We start from the raw sequence: 22,079 nt of genomic DNA, 5'->3' as shown, positions 1-22,079 counted from the left end.
AACCGATCCGCGATGCGGCCGCAACCGAGACAGTGTCCGGCCCGTCAACCAATTCGGGTCTGCGGCACGCACTGCACCGGGATGTCGGCGAGGCCGCGTACACCGGGCGCCATGCACTATTCCGGCATGTACGCGATGAAATCCGATGCGGTCATCGAATACGACGGACGAATCGTATTGCTGTCCATGATCACCGGCGGTGCGATCGAATATCGGGTCACCTTCGCGAGCAGTTCCACTGGCGCGTCTAAAACGTATCGCGTGCCGCGCAGGCCCAGGGTGTGGCGGGTCACCCGAGCTCCGCTGCCGCACGTGTGAGTGCCGCGAACACCCACTGCCGATCGGGTGCGGCGATTCGCCGCTGGTCAGTGGGGTGATCCGGGGCTCGTCGACCGTTATATTTGCTGCTGGCCCCGGTCTGTCGACCTCTTGGTCGGCAGACCAATTCTGCGGAGCAGATATTGCCCGGGTGTGCATCGACGTTACGGCGGAACGACCAGGTCAGGTGAGCCAGGACACAGACGTGGCGGGTCTGCGAACAGAAGCGCTCAGGAACCGGCAGACTTGTACATTGTGGTTGCCCCCACTTTGCGCCGAATCCGCTCCCCCTGGACGCAGACCGTCGACCTCGGTGACGAGTTGCGCACGGTCTGGTCGTGGTTGCGTCGGCCCCGCTTGCTGCGCCGACTGCTGCCCGAACTACGCCAGCACCTGTCCGAGGCGCCGGCAAGTACGGCCTACGCGTTCACCCTGTTCGTCACCTGGTGGACGCTGCGCGGGGTCGGCGATTCGGTGGAGCGCAGGCTTATCTTCTCGGCCTCCACCAACCTCTACAACATGCAGCACAACCCGGTGCAGGTGCTGGTGGCGTCGGCATTCTGGACTCAGGGGCAATTCCCCTGGGTCACCATCGCCGAGATTCTGGTGGTCATGGGCTTCGCCGAACGCTGGCTCGGCACCGGCCGCTGGATTCTGCTGTTCGCCACCGGACATATCGGCGCGACGCTGCTCACCGTCACCGCGATCGGCCATGCCATCGACCGTCACGTCATCCCGGTGCGCGTGCAGTACGCGGCCGATGTCGGCACCAGCTACGGATTCACCGCGGTGCTGGCGGCCATGGCCTTCCACTTCCGCGGAGTGGCCCGCGTGCTGTGGGCGGGTGTCATCGTCGCGGTCCTCACCTCGGCGCTACTGATCGGACCGACCTTCACCGACTACGGGCATATGTGCGCGGCCCTGATCGGTTTGCTGGTCGGATTCATCGCATCGATCTTCTGGCGGCGCATCGAACGCCTCCGTGCCGAACGCGAGGCTACGTCCGGCGCGCCGACGCCGGTTTCGGCGACGAATCCGCTTGCAGCGCACCGGATTCCCGTAGCCGGTGACGCTGCCGGACCGAGTTCCGCTACGGCGCCGCCGCTATCCGGTGCTGACAGCGGGTCTGGAGTGGCGGCGCACCATGCCGATGAGCGGTTCGACGGCGCGGGCCGCGATCGGGCCGAGCACCGCCATCAGTAGCACATAGGCTGAGGCGAGTGCGGCGAGCTGGCCGTCGACCGCACCCAGGCCCACAGCCAAACCCGCAATGACAATGGAGAATTCACCGTGCGCGACCAGTGCCACGCCCGCGCGCGCCCGGCCCATCCGGCGGATGCCCTGCCGACTTGCCGCCCACCAGCCGGTGGCGACCTTGGTCAGCACGGTGACCACCGTGAGCAGTATCGCCCAGCCGAGTACCGGCGGAATGGCCCGCGGATCGGTGCTGAATCCGAAGGCCACGAAAAAGATGGCCGCGAACAGATCCCGGATCGGTTCCAGCAGTTTGGTCGCCTCGCGGGCGGTCGAACCGGAGATCGCGATGCCGAGCAGGAATGCTCCGACCGCTGCCGAAACATTCAGCGCCGATGCCAGACCGGCGACCAGCAGCGCGGCGCCGAGCAGCTTCAACAGGAAGACCTCACGGTCGGTGCTATCCACGATCGCCGAGACGTACCGGCCGTATCGCAGCGCAACGACCAAGACGAGGGTGACAGTGGCCAGGGCCAGACCGAGCACGGTCAGCCCGCTCAGCAGACTCGTACCGGCCAGGACCGCGGTGAGGATCGGCAGGTACATCGCCATCGCGAGATCCTCGAAGACCAGAATCGACAAGATCACCGGGGTTTCTCGGTTGCCGAGGCGGCCGAGATCATTCAGCACCTTGGCGACAATGCCCGATGACGAAATGTAGGTGACCCCGGCCAGGGTGATGGCTCCGGTCATCCCCCAGCCGAGCAACAGTGCGACCACCACGCCGGGCGTCGCGTTCGCTACGAGATCAAACAGGCCCGCGGCCCAGGAGCGACGCAATCCGGTCACCAATTCGGCCGCCGTGTATTCGAGGCCGAGCAATAGCAACAACAGCACCACGCCGATTTCGCCCGCCATATGGCTGAATTCGTTCGCGGCGCCCAGTTCGACGAATCCGCCCTCGCCGAAGGCCAGCCCACCGAGCAGATACAGCGGAATCGGGGACATACCGACGCGCGCCGCCACCCTCCCGAGCATGCCGAGGACAAATAACACCGCCCCGAGCTCGATAAAGGCCAGCGCGGTTTCGTTCACGGTCTCACCCGTGCGTCAGGATCTTCGCGGCCGCGTCCAGACCGTCGGGCGTGCCGACGACTACGAGTATGTCATCGCCGGTGAAGGTGAAATCCGGTCCCGGCGAGGGATGCAGCTGCCCCGCGCGCATCACCGCGACGATGGAAGCCTTGGTGCGCGTGCGCATTCCGGTCTCGCCGAGGGTGCGGCCCTCGTACGGCGAATCCTCGCCGATGGGTAGCTGGCGGGTGGTGATCCCGGGGAGGTCGCGGTGATCCTCATGTAGCTTCGCCACCAACTGTGGCGACCCGAGCAGATTGGCGAGCACCGCGGCCTCGTCGGGCGTCAGCGGCACTTGCGCGGCGCAGGAATCCGGGTCATCCGCTTTGGAGACGATCAGGTCGATACCGCCGTCTCGGTGATCGACCACACCGACCCGGCGACCCGAGCGCAGCTGGAAATCTTTGCGTACTCCGATCCCGGGTAGGGCGGTGACATCGACATTCACACCTCCACCCTAATGGGAGTCGATCGGCGAGCCTACCGCCGGTAGTGGTCGGTGGTCGGCAGGCTGATCGCCTGAGCCGCCAGCCGGTGAGCACTGCCCGACCCTGGAACGAGTGTCGATTCCCGGGGTTGGATCGTGCCCCGGCCGGTCTTCGCCCCGACAACTTACGGACCTGGGATGTCTAACCTCGGTCCAGCTCGTCACCCGGAAGTTCCATGGCGAGCAGCTCGTCCGCACGGTTCAATGCATCGTCCATGGCCGACTCGATGCCGTCCATGACCGAAAGTCCGTCCAACAGACCGGACAATTCGCGTCGGGCGGCTTCCAATTCCGCGACCGCCGGATCGATGCGATACCACCCGACACTGTCACGCCACCAAGTGTTTTCGTCGATCCACGTCCACATGACATCGCGCACGAGCTTGGCATCGGGGGTGTACATCTGGAAGCAATCGTCCGATCCGGCGGCGCGGTGCTCGAGTTCGTACACGCCGTCGGGGAGCAGACGAGCCTGGAGGTAGGCATGCTCGCCACGTTCCAGCACGATGGCGGGATACTTCGGGTCGGGTGGTTCGTGCAGCAGATCGTCCAGCAGCGGATCCGTCAGGTCCGGCAGTATGGTTCCGTCGCCCGTGCGGACGTGCACGTCGGCGTGCCGGTCCGGGTCGTCGTTCACCGCGCCAGTCTGCCTCATCCGGAAATTCGCGATATGGCGGGCCGAAATGCGACGGGTCGGCGGTGTCGGGGCGCAAAGTAGTGCTATGCGCGCAGTCGTTATCGAGACGCCTGGGAAATTCGCCGTCCAGAATGTGCCGGATCCGACGCCCGGCCCCGGCGAGGTCGTGGTGCGGGTGGATGCGGTGGGGATATGCGGCACCGATGTGCATATTGCCGACGGCGAATTCCCGCCGACGCCGTATCCGATCGTGCCCGGTCACGAGTTCGCCGGTGTGTTGGTGGCATTGGGCCCCGGCGTCGACGGTGTGCGGATCGGCGATAGCGTCGCAGTAGACCCGTCGCTGTTCTGCGGCGCGTGTCATTACTGCGTGATCGGGCGCGGGAATCTGTGCGAACGGTGGGGCGCGATCGGCGACACTGTCGATGGCGCGATGGCCGAATACGTCGCGGTGCCCGCCGCTAATTGCTATCGGCTGCCCGAGACCCTGTCGACCACGCACGGTGCGCTCGTCGAGCCGTTGTCGTGTGCCGTGCACGCATTCGATGTGCTGCCGGGTGCGCTCGGCGCGCACTATCTGCTGTACGGCGCGGGCACCATGGGTCTGCTCATGGTGCAGCTGGCGCGGGTCGCCGGGGCCGCGTCGGTGTCGGTGGTCGACATCAATACCGCGCGACTCGCGGTGGCACTCGAGCTCGGCGCGGATGCCACTGCGACCACCGCCGACGAATTCGACCGCCCACCGGGTTGGGAGGTGGTCATCGACTGTACGGGCGCGATCGCCGCCATCGAGGACGGACTCGGCCGGGTGCGCCGGGGCGGAGTGTTCCAGCAGTTCGGGGTTGCGCCGGGCACGGCGACCGCATCGATCTCACCGTTCCGGATCTACAACGACGAGATCACCATAGTGGGTTCGATGGCAGTGCTGCACAGCTTCGGGCGCGCGGTGGAGCTCATGGGCAAGGGCGTGATCGATGCGGACACCATGATCACCCACGGCTTCGGATTGGCCGAATTCGGCAAAGCGCTACAGACTTTCCGCGCGGGCACCGGCCGCAAGATCCAGCTCAGGCCGGGTGCCTGATGGCCATCGTCGCGGGAGTCGACAGCTCGACCCAGTCGTGCAAGGTCGTACTGTGCGATGCGGATACCGGCGAGATTCTGGACCAGGCGCGCGCCCCACACCCGGACGGCACCGCGGTACCAGCCGAATCCTGGTGGCAGGCACTGTGTTCAGCGGGCGACGGGTTGCTGGATCGGGCCGATGCGGTGGCGATCGCGGGCCAGCAGCATGGGTTGGTCACGCTGGACGCCGATGGTCGGCCGGTCCGGGATGCGTTGCTGTGGAACGATATCCGATCCGCCGCCGCGGCCGAAGAGTTGATCGCCGAACTCGGCGGTCCGCAGGTCTGGGCCGATGCCGTCGGCAGTGTGCCGCTGGCCGCATTCACCGTCACCAAGCTGCGGTGGCTGGCCGATCACGAACCCGAGGCCGCCGATCGCACACACCGGGTGCTGCTGCCGCACGACTATCTGACCTGGCGACTACGGGGTGGGCCGTCGGATCCCACCGTCGAACCGACCACCGATCGCGGCGAGGCCTCGGGCACCGGCTACTGGTCGCCCGCGACCGGCCGGTATCGCACAGACGTACTCACCCATGCCTTCCGGGGCCGAACACCGGAACTTCCCCGGGTCGCCGACCCCGCCGAAGCGGTCGGCCGCGCACCCGGCGGCGCCCTCGTCGCAGCGGGCACCGGCGATAATGCCGGTGCCGCACTGGGTTTGGACATCGCGGACGGCGATGTCGTCATCTCACTCGGCACCAGCGGCACCGTCTACCTCCGCGCCGCCGCACCCAGTGCCGATGCCACCGGGGCCATTGCCGGATTCGCCGACGCGACCGGCGCATTCCTACCTTTGGTCTGCACGCTCAACGCCGCGCGCGTACTGGACGCGACCGCCGCACTGCTCGGCGTCGACAGCACGGGCCTGGAAACCCTTGCGCGCCAGGCACCGCCGGGCTCCGAAGGCGTCGTCATGCTGCCCTACCTATCCGGCGAACGCACCCCGAATCTGCCGAATGCCACCGGCAGTCTGCACGGTTTACGACCGGAAACCTTGCGCCCCAGCCATATTGCACGCGCCGCCATCGAGGGCATGCTCTGCAATGTGGCCGACGCGCTCGACCACCTGCGCAGCGCCGGAATCCCGATCCAGCGCGTCCTGCTCATCGGCGGTGCGGCCCGCTCCGCCTTGGTCGCCGAACTGACCGCCCAGATCTTCGGGCTCACAGTCACGGTCCCGGAGCCGAACGAGTACACCGCACTCGGGGCCGCCCGACAGGCGGCCTGGGCCCTGAGTGGTACCAGGCGGCCGCCGAGTTGGCCCGCACATACCATCGCCGAGGTCCGTGCGCCGAGCGACGGTGGGGCGATCGGGCGACGGATCCGAGCGACATACGAGAGCACGCGCCAGGCCCTCTACGCTCGATGAATACGGTGCGACGGGAAACGCCGATGGACGTTCACGTGGCAACCATGGCGACAAATCGGGGCTGATCGGATCAGCACTCGGTGGTAGCGCGGCGGTGGCGCCGGCTTTGCGACCGCAGAAGGTGGCGTCGCCCAGGGCTTGGTGACCGATCGCACGCTGCGCGAACCGATCTTCACTGTGCAGCGCGAGTTCCTGGACGCGGCCTTCGACCAGGTCCAGGCGGCCTACGGGTCGTTCGACCGCTTCCTCAGCGACGGGCTCGGCATCGACGACACGACGCTCTCCGCACTGAAGGCGAAGCTGCTGACCGACAGGTGAGATGCCGCCGATGCCGGTGTCACCGCGATGGTGACACCGGCACGGTGAATCTCTCGGCCGCATCGCCGCGCAGACTTCCCGCGGGCAGTGCCCGGCCACACAACACAAGCAGTAAGTCCTGGGCCGACCCGGCGAGCACCGATCCCGAGCCGTAACTGAAGTCGACATCGTCGGCCCGCAGTTCGATCCCGTCCAGGTCGACGCCGAAGAAATTGACATTCTTCGGCGAAAGCGCGCCGAGCACCATCCGCATGCGATCGGCCGGGACAATGCGGTCGAGCCCGAGCGCGACGGTGATATCCAAACCGTGGATCACATCGTGGCTCAGCGCACCCGCGTACCCGGCTTCCACGGATGATTCACATTGTCACGTACCGCGGCCACCAGGTCCTCGGCAGTCAGCATTCGGAATGCCGTTTCCCAAGGGTGGCAATGGAATAACTTTGCGTGCTGGGGCGGCGGCGGCAACCATGCAAGTCCGTTGCTATTCGGCGGATCGCGCGGGAAGGTGAGACGGATGCGGCTGATCATGATCGACGATGACGCCGAGGGCGGTGCAACCCTGGCACAGGGGCTCGAACTGCACGGGCATCAGGTGGAGCGTAAGCATCGCGGGGCCGACCTACTGCTGGCGCATCACGGCTATCACGCCGTTATCCTCGATGTTGGCCTGCCGGATATGGACGGGTTGCAGGTATTGCGCAAATTGCGCGAGGTCAGCTCGGTGCCGGTGGTGGTTCTCGACGAAGACGACGATGAGCGTTCGATTGTGCTCGGGCTGCACAGCGGGGCCGACGACTACCTCGTCAAACCCGTGCGCATCGGAGAGTTGGTCGCGCGACTGGAGGCGGTCACACGTCGGGTCGGCGTTGCCAGTGTCGCCCAGGGTAAGACGGTGACCAGCGAAGACGTCCGGATAGATCTCGCGGCGCGGCGGGTAGAGGTGGCCGGGGAACTGGCTCCGCTCACCCGGCTGGAATTCGAGTTGCTGCGGGTCCTGGTCGAACGGCCCGGAATCGCGGTCAGCCGTGAGCAATTGATGGACTGCGTCTGGGGCGACTCGATGCAGGCCGTATCGCGGAAACTCTATGTGCATATGGCTTCGTTACGCGCGAAATTGGACCGCCCCGCATTGATCACCAATATCCGCGGCTACGGCTATCGCTGGGGTCCGGACCGGTATGAGACGACCACCGATTCGAATTTGCTGCACGCGGTATAAACCCCTACCTCCGACTGTTCCGATCACCCGGACTTCTTCCCGACGCGCCGCCACGGCCGCCAGCCTATAACTGGCGGTGCCGGGGCGACACAGACATCATGTCCGGCCGATGTCGCGATAATTCACGAGATCCGGCCGCGGGTTCGGCGTTACAGTCGGCTGGTGACGTGGCACAACGGCCACGCCGACTTCCTGCGCGAACGCATCGACGGCGCGACCGGCGACTGACGCGTCAGAGCTGATTCCGGCTGGCCCACGCAGCGATCTGTGTCCGCGAGGCGAAGCCCAACTTGGTGAGAATGTGGTCGACGTGGCTCTCCGCGGTCCGGATCGAGATCACCAATTCGCTCGCGATGCCCTTATTGCTGTAGCCCGCCGCGATCAAGCGCGCGACATCGCGCTCGCGTCGGGTGAGCATGTCCACCGCAACGGTTTTCACCGCCTGAGCCGCTGGACGCGACCGTCTGCCGAGCGCATAATCGACGGCCTCCGCCAACCCCATAGCCGCGCCCGCGTCGAAGCCAGCCCGAAACTCCTTCTCGCCCATCGCATCGCGCACCTGTAGGCGCACTTTGTCCCCCACGAATTCGGTCATCTCATGGGCGAGCCGCTGGGTACTGCCGCGCCGCACCGTCGACGCGGCACCCATCAATCGCGCCGCCCGGTTCAGATCGCCCTCGGCCGTCGCCACCCACGCGAGGCCGTCGAAACCCGACGCCGTCCACACACATCGGTCGAATAGGCTGAACAGCTCGACCGCCGTGCGCAGTTCCGCAATTGCCTTGTCCTGCTCGCCTTTACGCCAATAGTTGGTGCCAACGGCCCAATGCCCCAACCCACCCAACAGGTGCGAATCATAGTCCTTGGTCTCGGCGAGGAATCGATCCGCGATCGCGTCCGCCCGATCGTCGTCGAGCACCAGAGCACAGACATACGCGAAGGCCAGACTTTCCATTTCGGCGCCGTGGTAGGCGCAGGATCGCGCACGATCCGAGGCGGCCTCGGCGATATCGAGCGCCTGCCTCGGTTCGTCGTCGGCGAATGCCAATAGGGCGGCGAGCAGGGCATGTTCGACGAGCACATCTTCGGCATCGAGTTCCGTTGCGATATGCAGACACTCGCCCGCCAATCGCGTCGCGGTCTCCGGATCCGCCAGCATGGCGGCGATCACCGAGGCGGCGGCCAGAGCGCGCGCCCGATCCTTCGTATGGTCGAGATCCTTCTCCAACGCCTCCAGCAGCCAACGATAGCCCTCCAGCAGGAAGCGGTAGTGCTCCCAGAACGGGCGCAGTTCCGTCGCGAGCTCCAGTGCGCGATGGACACTTTCCGGATCGGCGAGCGAGAACTGTAGTGCCGCACGCATATTCGGATGTTCCCGAGTGACGTCGCGGAACCAGGTGACGTCATCGCTGCCCCAGTACGCGGTGCGCCCACGCGCGGCGACCCCATGGTAGTAATCGCGATGACGTACGCGCACCGCCCGCTCACCACCGTGCGCGACCAATCGCGCCAAGGCGAACTGACGCAGCGGTTCGAGCATGGTGTACCGCCCGGTACCGTCGCTGTTCTGCCGGTAGCCGAGCACCGACTTGTCCACCAACCCGGTCAATGCGTCCAACAGCGCGTCCGGAACCACGCAGACCGCCTCCGCGGCCTCCAAATCGAAACCGCCCGCGAAGACCGACAGCTGCTCCCACAGGCGCTGTTCGTCGGGTGTGCACAGGTCATAGCTCCACCGGATCGCGGCTTCCAGGGTCTGCTGCCGCTCCGGCGCGGTGCGCAACCCGGCGGTGAGCAGCCGCATCGCATCGTCGAGGCGGGCGAGCACCTGATCCGGCGTGAACACCCGCAACCGCAATGCCGCCAGCTCGAGTGCCAGCGGTATGCCGTCCAGGCGACGGCAGATCGCCGCGAGCGTCCCGCGATTGGCATCGGTGACGTGGAAGTCGGGATTGGCGGCGACGGCCCGATCGATCAGCAGCCGCAGCGCGTCGCTGTCGACATGCGCCGGACGTGCCTCGTCCTCGTCCGCCTCCGGCACGGCGAGCGGCGCTACGGGCATGACCTGTTCCCCGGAGACCCCGAGCGACTCGCGGCTGGTCGCCAGAATCCGCACATCGGTGGTCGCCGGAATCAGCCGGTCCACCAGTTCGGCACATGCGCCGATCAAATGCTCGCAGTTGTCCAGGATCAGCAGCAGGCTCTTGTCCGCCAGGAATTCGGTCAGGCCGACGACGGGTGAGGTGGTGTCGTCGCGCAGACCGAGCGCCTGCGCGACGGTCAACGCCACCAAATCCCCGTCGTGCACATGCGCCACCTCGACCAGCCAGACACCATCGGGAAAGGCGTGGCGCACCGCCTCTGCCACCCGCCGGCTGAGCCGGGTCTTCCCGACGCCGCCCGGCCCGGTCAGGGTGAGCACCCGCGTGCTGGACAGCAGCTTGCGCGCCGCGGCGACCTCGGCGCCACGACCGACAAAGCTCGTCACCTCAGCGGGGAGGTTCCCTGTCACGTGCCGCACCACGCTGCATACCTTTTCATGCGCGGCCACCGTCGCAGGCTTTTTGACCGAGATGTCGTATCGGTACCCGCTAGGAGACTATCGCGTTCGCGGCGCGCATGACCGCGCCCAGCGATGCGCCGAGGACCGAATCACCGCGTCCGCAGGCCCATCCGGTCCGGGTACCGACGCGGTACTCGAGATAGGTGATCGCGGTCCCGTTATCGCCCGCCCCGATGGACTGCTGGCTCAAGCCGAGCACCTCGACTGGATAGCCCACCCGGGCCAGTGCCGCGGTGAGTGCCTCGATGGGACCGATATCGCGATACTCGGTGCGCTCGGCGACACCATCGATGCTCAGCGTGACCTCGGTGTACGCGTCGGTCGCCCGCCATTCGGTCAACGTGACCGATGCCGCCTCGCTGTTCAGATAGGTCGCCTCGAACAGCTCGTACAGTTCGGCGGCGGTAATCTCCAGACCGGTGTCATCGGTTCGCGCCTGCACATGCCGCGCGAAATCGATCTGGAGCCGACGCGGCAGTTCCAGGCCGTATTCGGACTCCAGCAGATACGCGATGCCGCCCTTGCCAGACTGGGAATTCACCCGGATCACCGCATCATAGCTGCGTCCGATATCGGCCGGATCGATCGGCAGATACGGGACCTGCCAGTCGAGTTCGCGTTGATCGATGCCGGTCGCGGCCGCCCGATCGCGATGGTCGGCCATTCCCTTCTTGATCGCGTCCTGATGTGTGCCGGAGAACGCGGTATGCACGAGATCACCGACGTATGGATGCCTTTCGTGGATCGGCAGGCGGGTGCAGTACTCGACGGTCCTGCGGATCTCGTCGATATCGGAGAAGTCGATCATCGGATCGATACCCTGCGCGTGCAGATTCAGCGCCAGGGTGGCGATATCGACATTGCCGGTGCGTTCGCCATTGCCGAAGACGCAGCCCTCCACGCGTTGGGCTCCGGCGAGTACCGCCAGCTCCGCGCACGCGATACCGGTCCCCCGGTCATTGTGTGGATGCACGGACAGAATGACACTGTCGCGCCGGGCCAGATTCTTGTGCATGTACTCGATCTGGTCGGCATAGACGTTCGGGGTCGCGACCTCCATCGTGGCGGGCAGATTCAGGATCACCGGCCGCTGCGGGGTGGCTTCCCACAGGATCGTCATGTGGTCGCAGATATCGAGTACGAAATCCGGTTCGGTCAGGTTGAATACCTCGGGCGAGAATTCGAACCGCACATTCGGCAGCTCATCGGCGAATTCGCGAACGTCGCGGCCGCCCGAAACGATCAGCTCGCGCAGTTCACCGGTGTCCTTGCCCAGCACCACGTTTCGCCATGCCGGCGCGGTTGCGGCGTACATGTGGATGACGACCTCGTTGCGGATGCCGCGCACGGATTCCACCGTGCGCTCGATGAGATCGCGTCGGGCCGGGGTGAACACGACGATCGTGACATCCTCCGGCGCGATATCGGTCCGCGCGATCAGGCGGACGAAATCGAAATCGGTCTGCGATGCCGAAGGATAGCCGACCTCGATCTCCTTGTAGCCCATGGCGACCAGCAGTTCGAAGAATCGCTGCTTGCGCACCGGATCCATGGGTTCGGCCAGCGCCTGGTTGCCGTCGCGCAGATCGACCGGCACCCACAGCGGCGCGTAACTGAGCCGGGCGTTGGGCCAATCGCGCTCGGCGAGTGGTACTTCCACGCGATCGTAGACACTGCGGTAGCGATGCGACGGCATCTGCGAGCACCGCTGTCTATTCCATGTCGGGGCGGTATCCGCAACGGCACCGGCGGGCGTGGCAATGGTGGGGAATGTGGTCATGATTGCTGCTTCCTGGCCTTCGCGGCCGTCACAGAGAACGGTGACCGGCCACGACGCAGCCCCACGGCGGGCGGCCGGTCGTTAGGCCCCGCCGTGGCGGCTGAGCAGAAGCATGGTGCGCATGATCGCTAGACTATACCAACTCATCAGACAAGTAGAGAGGTTTGAATGGTCTCGCAGGTTCGGCGACATCCCCTCGCGGCACAGGCGGCGGAACTGCTGCTCACCCGCATCCGGAACGGGGAATGGCCACTGGGACATCGCCTTCCGGGCGAAATGACCCTCGCCGCGCAGCTCGGCGTCGGTCGCTCGACGCTGCGCGAGGCGATCCGCGAATTGGCGGGTAAGGGCGTGCTCGACAGTCGTCAGGGCGCAGGCGTCTTCGTGACCGCGCTGGATGTCACCGAGGACTGGAATGTGGTGCTGCGCCGCGCCACGATCGCCGCCGTCATCGAGGCCCGCATCGCCATCGAGGCCGAGGCCGCCGCCCTGGCCGCACAGCGCCGCACCCCGGCCGACTTGCGCGCCATCCGCCGCGCACTGGCCGCGCGCGAGCCGCGCGGTGAGCCGATCGCCGACCATGTCGATGCCGATATGGCATTCCACCGCGCCGTCATCGTCGCCGCCCACAACGATGTGCTCACCCAACTCTTCGACAGCTTCCTGCCCCGGCTACGGGTCGCGATGATCGACATGCTGAAGATCCGTCCGGTCCCCTCCGAGCCCGCCGACCACGACGCGCATACTCGGCTCGCGGACGCGATCGCACATCGAAATCCCAGCGCCGCAGCGGAATTCAGCCGAAATCATCTGACGGCTCTGAAGGACGCGTTCACCTGACCCGCGATCTGATCGCACAATCTGAACCCAACGGAGGTCCCCGTGCCCGAAACCCCGGTCCTGCAACTGACCGATGTCATCTTCCGCCGCGAAGGCAAACAGATCATCGACGGCATCTCGCTGACCGTCCACGCGGGCGAACACTGGGCGCTGCTCGGACCCAATGGCGCGGGCAAGAGCACGCTGCTCGGCTTCTGCGCCGCAGTCACCTTCCCGACCTCGGGCACCGTCGATATCCTCGGCAAGCGGATGGGGCGGGTCGAGCTGGCCGCACTGCGCCACTGCATCGGTCATGTGAATCCGCGCCATCCACTGCGCTATCGGCTGACCGTCCGCGAGGTCGTGCTCACCGGCATCACCGCAACCATCGACACCCCGATGCGCTGGACGCCGACGCCGGAGGATCTGCGCCGCGCCGATGCCATGATCGACACCGTCGGCCTCAAAGGCAAGGGCGAGGAGAACTGGCCGACGCTGTCCCAGGGCGAACGCGGCCGAACCCTGATCGCGCGTGCGCTCATCGCCGAACCGCGCCTGCTGTTGTTCGACGAGCCGTCCACCGGACTCGATGTGGCGGCCCGCGAACAACTCCTCGAAACCATCGACGCACTCGGCGAAACCCATCCCGAGGTTGCGTCGATCCTGGTCACGCATCATCTCGAGGAGCTGCCGAGCACCACGACCCACGCGCTGCTCATCGCCGACGGCCGGACCGTTGCCGCCGGTCCCGCGGCCGAAACGGTCACGACGGAGACCGTGAGCGCGGCCTTCGACCACCCGGTGGCGGTCCGCTACGACGACGGCCGGTGGACCGCGCGTGCCGCCGTGCGCGCCTGGTCCGCTCAGCAAACTTCCGGAGGAAAACTTTCCGGGAGAATGTCGATGCGGGCGGATGCCGTTCGATGCGTTGAGTGAGGGTCGGACAAGCCGACCACAGAACCGAGGATGGTCAGATGCGACATATGATGCTGATCCGAGTCGATCCGACGAATGCGCCGGTTCCCGACGAGGCACTGATCGAGCAAGTCAACAAGGTGATCGAGGAAATGACCAAGGCCGGGGTGCTGCTGGATACCGCCGGCTTGCATTCGATCACCGAGGCCACCAAGATCACCCAGAGCGGTGGTAAGCAGACCGTGCTGGACGGTCCGTTCACCGAATCGAAAGAGGTCGTCGGCGGGTACTGTCTGCTGCAGACGAAAACGAAGCAGGAGGCGGTGGAATGGACCTCGCGCTTCCTGAGCGTGCACGGGCCGGAGTGGGATATCGAGATCGAGATTCGTCAGCTCGCCGAGGGCTGATCCGATAGATGAGCCGGTCGCCCGAGCAGATCCGCGATGCCGTCGAAACCGTGTGGCGGATGGAATGGCCACGCCTGGTCGCCGGGCTGACCCGGATCGTCGGCGATATCGACGCCGCCGAGGAACTCGCCCAGGACGCGCTGGTCGCGGCTCTGGAGCAGTGGCCAGGCGACGGTGTGCCACCGAATCCGGGCGGCTGGCTCATGCTCACCGCGAAGCACCGGGCGATCGATCGGGTGCGGCGCAAGCAGAACCTCACCCGGAAGCTGACCTTGGTCGGTCATGAATTGCGGACCGTTTCGGAGCCCGAGGCGCAGGAAGATATCGAAGACGATCTGTTGCGCATGATCTTCACGGCCTGTCATCCGGTGCTGTCGTCACCGGCCCGGGTGGCCTTGACGCTGCGGTTGCTCGGCGGATTGACCACCGAGGAGATCGCACGAGCCTTCGTCGTACCGGAATCGACTGTCGCCCAACGCATTGTGCGGGCCAAACGCACCATCGCCGCCAGGCGCGTGCCGTATGCGGTACCGCATGGTGACGAACTGGCCAGGCGTTTGGATTCGGTACTGGAGGTCGTCTACCTAATCTTCAACGAAGGCTACTCGGCGACGGCGGGCGATGATTGGATCCGCGTCGAGTTGTGCCAGGACGCCTTGCGATTGGCGCGGATGCTGGCGAATCTGCTGCCCGACGAACCGGAAACACACGGCCTCGCCGCACTCCTGGAATTGCAGGCCTCGCGCTCGGCCGCCCGGATGGGACCAACGAAAACCGTTGTCCTGCTGGCGGATCAGGAGCGTGCCCGGTGGGACCAGCTGCTGATCCGACGTGGTTACGCCGCACTCGGCCGATCCCATGCGGTCAGCCGCGAACGCGGGATACGACCGGGCCGCTATGCGCTGCAAGCTGCGATCGCCGCCGTGCACGCCATGGCGCCGAGCACCGAGGAGACCGATTGGCGACGCATCGCGGGCCTGTATGCGATACTCGCCGAACGCTTTCCGTCACCGATCGTCGAACTGAATCGAGCCGTCGCGGTCGGCATGGTGCACGGACCCGCTGCGGGTCTCGAACTCGTCGATGCGCTCATCGCCACCGGTACGTTGAGCGGCTATCACCTGCTGCCCGCCGTCCGCGGTGACCTGCTCGACCGACTCGGTCGACCGGACGAAGCGCGTGCCGAATTCGCTCGTGCGGCGGAGCTGACCGGCAACAATGCCGAACTGGCGTTGCTGCGGGGCCGTATGTCCGGATGTCAATAGCCGCCTAGTGCCTATGGTTTCGCTTGCGACCGCTCATCGGCACTTCCGCAACCGCCAACCGCTGTGGGCGATCTGGCGTAGCGGGCGGGCCAAGCCGGGGACCGCGGCGACGAATCGGGCACGACGCCACGCTCGGCTATCGCGTTACGTCGGCGGCGTGCGCCTCGACCTCGGCCAGTTCCTTCAGTGTCAGCAACTGTTTGCGCATCATGAGCCGATCGCCGAAGGCCAGCACACGGGCGATGAGCCATGGTGCGCCGCAACGCAATCGGACTGTCAAGCGGGTACCGCCCCCTTCGGGGCGCACCGCGTAGGTGACGCAGACCTTGCCGGAGACCAGGGTGATATGGCGGCACAGCATAAAGGAGACGAGGGTGAACGCGAACATGAACCGCTGCCCCACTTCGAGTTCGGTGAGCACCGGATCGCGGTGGCGTGGGCTGCGCCTGCCGAAGTTGTCGAGCAGGTCGTAGCTGTACGGCGCGACCCGCAACTGGCACAGCCAGCCGTACACCACGCTGGGTGGCGCATCGATGCTGATGGCCCGATCCGCCTGCACCCCACCGGGTTGCACCTCGTCACAGGGCAGCGGAAGCTCGCATTCGGCCTCGGTGGCACCCCAGACCAAACCCGGGATCATGCCGCGGCCGCGATTCGGCGGAGCATATCGCGCACCACGATCTTGTGGCCGCCGGTGCCGATGACCAACGCGCGGTAGATTTTTCCGTGCAGCCCGGGGAATTCGGCCCAGCTGCGCGCTCGCACCAATGTCCGGCTCGGCCCCTGCTCGTCCAGTTCGAAGACCAGCGCATAACGCGAGAACCAGTGGCGTCCCCGCAGTGCCAGCCGACCGGGCTCCTCGGCGGCATCGAGCACGAATCCGGTCGGCGCCTTCGACGGATCGTTCGGGTCCTTACAGACAACTTTCAGCAAGGCTTTCCACGCCCGATCGCGATTCGCGGCCACCGATCTGGCATGCTGATCTATATAGGGCAATCGCTCCATATAGAAGGAACGTACTAGTACATGGCGCCTCCCCGCAAGCACGACACCGATGTGATCCTCGACGCAGCGCGCACCCTCGTGCTCACCGACGGTCCCCGCGCCGCCAGCGTGGCGGCGATCGCGGCGGCCAGTGGTGCACCCGTCGGCACGCTCTACCACCGCTTCGGCAACCGCAACGGCGTACTCACCGCGGCCTGGCTGCGCGCGCTCGAACGCTTTCAGGACCGCGTCAATGCCGCCGCCGCCGAACCGGACCCGGTCGAGGCCGGGGTCGCGATGGCCGTGGCGAGCATCCACTTCGCTCGCGAATTACCCGACGACGCAAAGCTTTTACTGAGCCTGCGCCCCAGTGACCTGCTCGACGGCGGACCGGACGCGGAATTCCGGGCCCGCCTCGACCACATGAACGCACCGCTCATCGACCATCTGCGCCGCATTGCCACCGCCCGCTTCGGCCGTGCCGGCGACCGCGAAATCGACGCCGTCAGCCGCGCCGTGGTCGACCTCCCCTACGCCGCCCTACGCCGCCACGCCCACGCCCCCGCCCTCCCCGACTGGCTGGAAGCCGACCTCACCGCCGCCGCCCGCGCCCTGCTCGAGTCCTACACCACTGAACGCGAACCGCGCCGCGCCGACATGGCGTGACAGCACCGCTTGCTGCTCGACCGTGGGGTCCGAGCAGAACGGGAATGATGTGTGCCGTGCCACCACGGCAGCATCCCACCAGCCACCGACAACGCTAGTTCCCCATGACGAGGGCGGGAGTGAGTTCGTCGAGGGTGTCGATCACCTCGGCGGCCAGGGCGAGGGCGTCCGGGGCCGGTGGGTATTCCGGGCGCGGTGCCGCGATGACGCGCATGCCCGCCGCGTGTGCCGCGCGCAGGCCGTTGCTCGAATCCTCGACTGCCGCGCATTCAGTGGACTTGTGTCGCAGAAATGCGGCCGCTGCCACGTAGACATCGGGTGCTGGCTTACCCCGATCGACCTCCTCGGTGGAGAAGGTGACGCCGAAGAATTCGATCAGCCCGGTGCGGCCGAGCACCGTGTCGATCAAGGTCCGCGGCGACGAACTGGCCACCGCGAGCGGCCAGTGCTCGCTGATGCGCTGCACCGCCTCGACCGCCCCCGGCAACAGCGGCACCGACTGCTCGTAATGCTGCGCCATCTGATCGATCACGTCATTGGCCACGGTATCCGGCGACGCACCGACACCGAGTTCAGTACTGAGGTACTCCGACCATTCCCCGGTACTCATCCCCATCAACCGCTGCTGCGTATCGGGTAGCCAGCGCCCGCCCTGCTCCGCCACGTACTTGCGACGCACCTGCTCCCACACCGGCTCGGAGTCGATCAGAACACCGTCCATATCGAAGACAACAGCAGCAATATGCATACGGGGCAAAGCCTTTCGCCAGCGACACCGCTCGGCGACGACTCGATGGCCAGCCATCGACCCGCCCCGCGGTGGGGGTTTCGGACGACCTGATTCAAGAACGCGAACGCGTACCCACATTAGGCCAGCCGATCCGCCCGCGCACCCCACCGCGGCATCCCATCCGTCCACTCCGTCGACGCAGCGCGCGGCCCCACCGAACGAGCATTCGGCCGGCAACCGATAACGTGTTCTCTATGAACGAAGAGCAGGTCGGCATCTCGCTGCCGAGCGCCGAGCACCACGAGGGCGGATTCCGGCCGATGTCGAAGCTGATCAACGCACAGCTGGACGACCTCGATATTTCGCGCGGCGGCCCGCACTACGGCGCGTTCATCGAACAAGTGCGCGGTCTGATGGATCGGGCCCGATTGGCCTGTCCGACCGATGAGCTCGCGCTGGAGACGATCGGCATTCTCAAACAGCTCAACGACAAGCTGGACGCCGCGATCGTCGACGAATGGTCCGCCCCGACCTGGACCCGGGTCGACCTGCCGTCCCGGGGCAATATCACCCTCCCACCGTTCATCATCGATCGGGCGAGCCGGGACGGCGTCGATGCCCGCATCACCTTTCGCACCTTCCACCTCGGCGGCAATAATGCCGCCCACGGCGGACACGTCGCGATCGGCTTCGATGATCTGCTCGGCATGGCCGCGGCGATGCACGCGGGCGAGGTGACCCGCACCGCATCGCTGACCGTCGACTACCGCTCGATCACCCCGCTCGATACCGAACTGCAAGTGCGCGCGTGGGTCGAACGGCAGGAGGGCCGCAAGGTCTATGTCCGGGCCACCCTCCACGATGGTGATCGCCTGTGCGCCGAGGCGCAGGGACTGTTCATCGTCCTCAGGCCCGGACAGCAGTGAGGACCGAGATCGGGTGGAACCGACACCACCCGATCTCGAGCGTCCTAACCCTTGGGGAAGTGTTTGTTGCGGTATTCGGCGAACCGGTCGTCGACCTGATCGGCGGTGAGGCCGAAGTCCTCGAGTGAGTAGCGGTGCGCGGGCCGCGCCGCGCCGGAGGTACTTTCCGTATGCAATGCTGTCATCGCGGCTTCGGCCTCGGGGCTCAGCGCGATATCGAAGTGCCGATAGATCGATCCGACGGTGCCGATCGGGTCCGCGACGAAATCGTCGTAGTACACATCACAGAACTGAGCGGCATTGTGCCGCTTGCGATCTGCCAGAAATCTATCGGCTCCCCTGGCCCATAGATCCAACTGCGCCGCACCCACGACCGGACCACTGAACTTCTCCGACCACCCCGCCGACGCCTGCTCGTTGAGACTGCACACCGAGGCGATAATGGTGCGCGGATCCCGATGCATCTGGATCACCAGCGCATCCGGATACACCTCGAAGATCGCGTCCAGCGCGAACAGATGACTCGGATTCTTCAATACCCATCGCCGGTCGGCATCCGGCATCCCGATCAACTGTAGATTGCGCCGGTGCCTGCGATAGGCATCGGTCCAATCCTGTTCGCGCAACCATTCGGAATATCCGGGCAGATAGCCGAGGCATTCATAGGACACCGACATCAGCGACTGCCGCAGCAGCTGCCAGCACTCCTCCACCTGATCCGCCGAAATATGGTGCACGCCCATGAATTCCGGATGTTCCACATGGTGCCGTTCGAATGCCGCCTCGATCCGCTGGTACACCGGATTGTCCGCCCAGGTGTCGCGCGGCGGTCGCGGCTGTGGCATCTCGGTGAGCCACATTTCCAGGCCCTGATGCGCCGGATCCGCGTTCAGCAGCCGATGCACCGCCGTCGTACCCGAACGCGGCAGCCCGGTCACGAAGATCGGGCGCTCGATCGCGACCTCGGTGTGCTCCGGAAAGCGTCGCCACGCTGCCTCACTCAGCAGCCGAGCGATCAGCGCACCGCGCAGGAAGGCCCGATTGACCTTATTGCCGAAGGGCGTCAGCTCGGCCTCCGTAGCATAGGACTCGAGCAGCACCCGCAGCCCCTCGCGATAGCCTTCGTCGCCGAAATCGCCCAGTCCGACGACCTTGGTCGCCGAGGCGTGCAGATCGTCGATGGTGCCGACGTCGTCTCTGCCGATCACAGTCATCTCCTAGTGGTGGTATTCGCCGCCGTTGACATCCAGACACGCGCCGGTGATCGCCCGCGCCAGATGCGAGGCGAAAAAGACCACGGCGTCGGCGATCTCATCGGGTTCGGGCAGCTTGCGCAGATCGATCGTCTCGGCGGTTTCGGCGTATACCTCTTCAGGGGTGATCCCGCGCTGCTCGGCCAGATAGTTGAAGTACCACTTCAAGTTGTCCGCCCAGATATAGCCGGGCGCAACGCTATTCACCCGAATGCCCTTCGGCCCGAGTTCGGTGGCCAGGCTCTGCGCCAACGCGAGCAGACTCGCCTTTGCCATCTTGTACGGTCCGAAGGTGCGCCGCGAATGCCGCAGCACCGCCGAATTGATCATGACCACCGACCCCTTCGAATCGGTGAGCGCAGGCACGAACAGCCGCGTCAACCGCAGTGCGGCAAGCACATTCGTCTCGAAGCCGGCACGCACATCATCGAGGTCGACATCGGCCAGATCGGTGATCGGCGGAATCTGGAAGGCATTGTTCACCAGCGTGTCGACATGGCCGAATGCGCTCTGCGCCGTTTCGACCAGATTCGTCACGGCCGCTTCATCATTGATATCGGTCGGCACCACCACCGCGCGCCTGCCGAGTCCGGTGATCTCCTTGGCCACCTCGGTCAGCCGGGATTCGGTCCGCGAGGCCAGCACCACATCGGCACCCGCACGCGCGCTCTGCACCGCAATGGCGCGTCCCAGCCCCGGACCGACACCGGAGACGACAACGACCTTGTCCTGCAACAACATCAGCCGAGCATCCTCTCCGCCACGGCAGCCTGGCGCGCCGCGATCCGCGCCGTCCATTCCTCGGGCGTGACTCGAGCTTCCTGGTAGTACGGCAGCCGCTCGGGCAATTCCGCGACCGACACCACCTCCACCCTGGGTCCGTCCTCGGGCTTCAGCTCCCGCGACAGCTGCTGCCAGCGGAACTGCAGGTACCCGCGCGCATGCCCGGTACGCTCGATCCAGTTGGTCAGTCCGGGGTCTCGCTCGCTGATGACGAGCCGGATCATCCCGTCCGGATCCACGCGCGCCTGGTCGGCGGTAAGGCTGGTCTGGTGGTTGATGTAGTCCAGCGACAGGTACCACATGCTGCCGAGCTGGAAGCCCTGGTACGGCGCATCCGATTTCGGCACGGTGAGGATCATCGCTTGATCGTCGTCGAGTTCGTAGTGGCCGACGGAGGAGAACTGGGTGGTGAGCCCGCCCGGGGTGGAGCGCGGTTCGGTCATCGTATTGACCGGCACGTTGAGATAGAACCACTTCGGGAACGCCAGAAAGGTATTCAGCCGCGAGATCAGCATTTTCCCGGCGATGTCGTACCGCTTGCTCATCAGGTCCCTGGTCAGCGGCGGCGGTGCGTCCCCGATCCGGTCCACCCGCTGGATGCGGATCGTGCCGGACTTCTCGGTGGCCCAATTGCTGTACACCTCACGCACCACGAGCATGGCGGAGTCGGGCGCGAGATGGACGTAGCCGGGGCGCGCCTCGCCGGGGCCGAGACGGAGCTCATAGGACCCGTCGGATGCGATATCGAGGGCGCGGGCATCGAAGGCGGTCTCGCTATCGGGGACGTCCACCGGCGAGTAGTTGCCATTGAGCACCTGGAAGCTGAGGTCACGGGTGGTACCGCGAGTTCCGGTCACCACATACTCGGCGTCGGGGCGCAGATATGAGTGGAAGTAGAGGGTGTCCGGGTTGTCCAGACCCATCTTGGTATACGGCCCGGTGGACATGACGAAGAACGGAAAGTCCCGCTCGAAGGCCCACGCCATCTGGATGCAGGCGCGAATACTGCCCGCGAGGTAGTCATAGCCCTCGACGAGGTCCTGTTCGGTCCGAATATGCGGTGCGCCGGTGATGATCTCCTCGGCGGCGGCAATGGCTTCCGCGAACGGCTGTGTCAGCAAGAGGCTTCTCCGAAGTAGCTGTTCCAAATATGTACCGCTCTGGTACATTTCGATACAAGCA

At 65.8% G+C, this 22,079-nt stretch carries 24 protein-coding genes; 12 read left to right on the top strand and 12 right to left on the bottom strand.

What is annotated here, in order from left to right; translation table 11 throughout:
- Positions 1-111 precede the first annotated feature (111 nt).
- Both AB0L63_RS20975 and AB0L63_RS20970 read left to right on the top strand, forming a co-directional pair.
- Positions 112-318 carry an MHYT domain-containing protein gene (locus AB0L63_RS20975; protein WP_364503251.1) on the top strand — a complete coding sequence of 69 codons (207 nt, stop codon included), beginning with the start codon at positions 112-114 and terminating at the stop codon, positions 316-318.
- A 255-nt stretch (positions 319-573) separates the two neighbouring features.
- A complete protein-coding gene (locus AB0L63_RS20970; RefSeq protein WP_364503248.1) occupies positions 574-1,521 on the top strand; it encodes a rhomboid-like protein in 948 nt (315 codons plus the stop codon).
- On the opposite strand, the gene AB0L63_RS20965 is transcribed toward AB0L63_RS20970, so the two are convergent.
- The 3 genes from AB0L63_RS20965 to AB0L63_RS20955 all read right to left on the bottom strand — a co-directional run bounded on the left by AB0L63_RS20965 (position 1,423) and on the right by AB0L63_RS20955 (position 3,788).
- A complete protein-coding gene (locus AB0L63_RS20965; protein WP_364503245.1) occupies positions 1,423-2,607 on the bottom strand; it encodes a cation:proton antiporter in 1,185 nt (394 codons plus the stop codon). The two genes, AB0L63_RS20970 and AB0L63_RS20965, sit on opposite strands and share 99 nt — an antisense overlap.
- A gap of 4 nt (positions 2,608-2,611) precedes the next feature.
- Positions 2,612-3,094: a cation:proton antiporter regulatory subunit gene (locus AB0L63_RS20960; protein ID WP_364503242.1), complete on the bottom strand. Its 483-nt coding sequence runs from the start codon at positions 3,092-3,094 to the stop codon at positions 2,612-2,614.
- 181 nt (positions 3,095-3,275) lie between these two features.
- Positions 3,276-3,788: a hypothetical protein gene (locus AB0L63_RS20955; protein WP_364503239.1), complete on the bottom strand. Its 513-nt coding sequence runs from the start codon at positions 3,786-3,788 to the stop codon at positions 3,276-3,278.
- Positions 3,789-3,855: 67 nt separating this feature from the next.
- On the opposite strand from AB0L63_RS20955, the gene AB0L63_RS20950 reads away from it, so the two are divergent.
- The 3 genes from AB0L63_RS20950 to AB0L63_RS20940 all read left to right on the top strand — a co-directional run bounded on the left by AB0L63_RS20950 (position 3,856) and on the right by AB0L63_RS20940 (position 6,584).
- Positions 3,856-4,854: a zinc-dependent alcohol dehydrogenase family protein gene (locus AB0L63_RS20950; protein ID WP_364503236.1), complete on the top strand. Its 999-nt coding sequence runs from the start codon at positions 3,856-3,858 to the stop codon at positions 4,852-4,854.
- Entirely contained in the window at positions 4,854-6,266 is a 1,413-nt protein-coding gene (xylB, locus tag AB0L63_RS20945; protein WP_364503233.1) for a xylulokinase, read from the top strand. The genes AB0L63_RS20950 and xylB overlap by 1 nt, the downstream gene beginning before the upstream one ends.
- Before the next feature lie 141 nt (positions 6,267-6,407).
- Positions 6,408-6,584, top strand: coding sequence for a tyrosine-protein phosphatase (locus AB0L63_RS20940; protein WP_364503230.1), 177 nt, complete (start codon positions 6,408-6,410; stop codon positions 6,582-6,584).
- A 19-nt stretch (positions 6,585-6,603) separates the two neighbouring features.
- Here the strand turns inward: AB0L63_RS20940 and AB0L63_RS20935 are convergent, their stop codons facing one another.
- Complete coding sequence (locus AB0L63_RS20935) at positions 6,604-6,936, bottom strand: hypothetical protein (protein ID WP_364503227.1); 333 nt, start codon at positions 6,934-6,936, stop codon at positions 6,604-6,606.
- A 165-nt stretch (positions 6,937-7,101) separates the two neighbouring features.
- On the opposite strand from AB0L63_RS20935, the gene AB0L63_RS20930 reads away from it, so the two are divergent.
- Positions 7,102-7,806 carry a response regulator transcription factor gene (locus tag AB0L63_RS20930; protein WP_364503224.1) on the top strand — a complete coding sequence of 235 codons (705 nt, stop codon included), beginning with the start codon at positions 7,102-7,104 and terminating at the stop codon, positions 7,804-7,806.
- Positions 7,807-8,038: 232 nt separating this feature from the next.
- On the opposite strand, the gene AB0L63_RS20925 is transcribed toward AB0L63_RS20930, so the two are convergent.
- Positions 8,039-10,318: a LuxR C-terminal-related transcriptional regulator gene (locus AB0L63_RS20925; RefSeq protein ID WP_364503221.1), complete on the bottom strand. Its 2,280-nt coding sequence runs from the start codon at positions 10,316-10,318 to the stop codon at positions 8,039-8,041.
- A gap of 79 nt (positions 10,319-10,397) precedes the next feature.
- Complete coding sequence (locus tag AB0L63_RS20920) at positions 10,398-12,149, bottom strand: 2-isopropylmalate synthase (protein WP_364503218.1); 1,752 nt, start codon at positions 12,147-12,149, stop codon at positions 10,398-10,400.
- Positions 12,150-12,317: 168 nt separating this feature from the next.
- On the opposite strand from AB0L63_RS20920, the gene AB0L63_RS20915 reads away from it, so the two are divergent.
- The 4 genes from AB0L63_RS20915 to AB0L63_RS20900 are packed head-to-tail and all read left to right on the top strand — an operon-like array spanning position 12,318 to position 15,555.
- The gene (locus AB0L63_RS20915) at positions 12,318-12,989 is read left to right on the top strand and encodes an FCD domain-containing protein (RefSeq protein WP_364503215.1); all 672 of its coding nucleotides are present in this window, start codon (positions 12,318-12,320) and stop codon (positions 12,987-12,989) included.
- 42 nt (positions 12,990-13,031) lie between these two features.
- A complete protein-coding gene (locus AB0L63_RS20910) occupies positions 13,032-13,904 on the top strand; it encodes an ATP-binding cassette domain-containing protein (RefSeq protein ID WP_364503212.1) in 873 nt (290 codons plus the stop codon).
- A gap of 38 nt (positions 13,905-13,942) precedes the next feature.
- The gene (locus AB0L63_RS20905; RefSeq protein ID WP_364503209.1) at positions 13,943-14,290 is read left to right on the top strand and encodes a YciI family protein; all 348 of its coding nucleotides are present in this window, start codon (positions 13,943-13,945) and stop codon (positions 14,288-14,290) included.
- An 8-nt stretch (positions 14,291-14,298) separates the two neighbouring features.
- Positions 14,299-15,555 carry a sigma-70 family RNA polymerase sigma factor gene (locus tag AB0L63_RS20900; RefSeq protein ID WP_364503206.1) on the top strand — a complete coding sequence of 419 codons (1,257 nt, stop codon included), beginning with the start codon at positions 14,299-14,301 and terminating at the stop codon, positions 15,553-15,555.
- A 136-nt stretch (positions 15,556-15,691) separates the two neighbouring features.
- Here AB0L63_RS20900 and AB0L63_RS20895 read toward each other — a convergent pair whose 3' ends face one another.
- Together AB0L63_RS20895 and AB0L63_RS20890 are read right to left on the bottom strand one after the other, a co-directional pair.
- Positions 15,692-16,195: a hypothetical protein gene (locus AB0L63_RS20895; protein WP_364503203.1), complete on the bottom strand. Its 504-nt coding sequence runs from the start codon at positions 16,193-16,195 to the stop codon at positions 15,692-15,694.
- Complete coding sequence (locus AB0L63_RS20890; protein ID WP_364503200.1) at positions 16,192-16,560, bottom strand: hypothetical protein; 369 nt, start codon at positions 16,558-16,560, stop codon at positions 16,192-16,194. The genes AB0L63_RS20895 and AB0L63_RS20890 overlap by 4 nt, the downstream gene beginning before the upstream one ends.
- Positions 16,561-16,581: 21 nt before the next feature.
- Between AB0L63_RS20890 and AB0L63_RS20885 the strand changes: the two genes are divergently transcribed.
- Positions 16,582-17,205, top strand: coding sequence for a TetR family transcriptional regulator (locus tag AB0L63_RS20885; RefSeq protein ID WP_364503197.1), 624 nt, complete (start codon positions 16,582-16,584; stop codon positions 17,203-17,205).
- Between the two features lie 94 nt (positions 17,206-17,299).
- Here the strand turns inward: AB0L63_RS20885 and AB0L63_RS20880 are convergent, their stop codons facing one another.
- Positions 17,300-17,953, bottom strand: a complete 654-nt coding sequence (locus AB0L63_RS20880) for an HAD family phosphatase (protein ID WP_364503194.1) — start codon at positions 17,951-17,953, stop codon at positions 17,300-17,302.
- 236 nt (positions 17,954-18,189) lie between these two features.
- On the opposite strand from AB0L63_RS20880, the gene AB0L63_RS20875 reads away from it, so the two are divergent.
- A complete protein-coding gene (locus AB0L63_RS20875) occupies positions 18,190-18,861 on the top strand; it encodes a PaaI family thioesterase (protein ID WP_364503191.1) in 672 nt (223 codons plus the stop codon).
- A gap of 44 nt (positions 18,862-18,905) precedes the next feature.
- Here AB0L63_RS20875 and AB0L63_RS20870 read toward each other — a convergent pair whose 3' ends face one another.
- Genes AB0L63_RS20870 through AB0L63_RS20860 form a run of 3 tightly spaced genes read right to left on the bottom strand, consistent with a single transcriptional unit; the run spans position 18,906 to position 22,018 of the window.
- Positions 18,906-20,069 (bottom strand): sulfotransferase, encoded by a 1,164-nt coding sequence (locus AB0L63_RS20870; RefSeq protein WP_364503188.1) that lies wholly within the window; start codon positions 20,067-20,069, stop codon positions 18,906-18,908.
- 9 nt (positions 20,070-20,078) lie between these two features.
- Positions 20,079-20,855, bottom strand: a complete 777-nt coding sequence (locus AB0L63_RS20865; protein ID WP_364503185.1) for an SDR family oxidoreductase — start codon at positions 20,853-20,855, stop codon at positions 20,079-20,081.
- Positions 20,855-22,018 carry a hypothetical protein gene (locus AB0L63_RS20860; protein ID WP_364503182.1) on the bottom strand — a complete coding sequence of 388 codons (1,164 nt, stop codon included), beginning with the start codon at positions 22,016-22,018 and terminating at the stop codon, positions 20,855-20,857. Before AB0L63_RS20860 ends, AB0L63_RS20865 begins: the two co-directional genes overlap by 1 nt.
- Positions 22,019-22,079 lie beyond the last annotated feature (61 nt).

Origin of the sequence: Nocardia sp. NPDC051990 (genome assembly GCF_040680755.1) — a bacterium.
Lineage (GTDB): Bacteria > Actinomycetota > Actinomycetes > Mycobacteriales > Mycobacteriaceae > Nocardia.
This window is presented reverse-complemented; position numbering and strand designations above follow the sequence as displayed.